The sequence below is a fragment of the Paenibacillus sp. E194 genome, from assembly GCF_000935845.1.
Lineage (GTDB): Bacteria > Bacillota > Bacilli > Paenibacillales > Paenibacillaceae > Paenibacillus_B > Paenibacillus_B alvei_B.
Window position 1 is genome coordinate 1 of the sequence record NZ_JMDX01000553.1, and the last position, 528, is coordinate 528.

The 528-nt window shown below is 43.6% G+C and carries 1 protein-coding gene; it reads right to left on the minus strand.

Going from position 1 to position 528, the window contains the following annotated elements:
* On the minus strand, positions 1 to 517 hold a 517-nt coding region (locus AZ66_RS29520), incomplete at its 3' end, for an IS3 family transposase (RefSeq protein WP_052648925.1).
* Positions 518 to 528: the final 11 nt, after the last annotated feature.

The window sequence follows — 528 nt, forward strand, 5'->3', positions numbered from 1 at the left end:
GAGACATGCTGATTTGGGCGCCAACCTTCGGCAGCATGTCATGGTAAGCGTAGGACGTGTATTGGAACCCTTGATCGCTATGAACGATCAATCCAGTCACGTCTTTCGTCTTGTTGAAGGCTTTCTCAAACGTTTGAAGAACAAGTTGATTATCGTTACGCAAGCTCATATGATAAGCTACAATTTCATTATTGAACAAATCCTTAATGGCCGAAAGGTACAGCCATTTATCTGCTACACGATACTGAGTGACATCGGTCACCCATTTTTGATTGGGAACCTCGGCTTGAAACTGCCGTTGTAGCAAGTTATCAACCACTCGTCCACCTGTGGAAGAGGAATAGTTACAACGACGCTTTCGGCGGATCTTAGATCGTAAATTCATGGTTTGCATCAAGCGTAGAACCCTCTTGTGGTTTACCCACACACCGTGATCTTGAAGTAGGAACAGCTGGATTTGTCGATATCCATATTTACCGTCGTACTTCTGATAAACATTCTGAATCAAGTCTTTCAATGGCTTGTCAT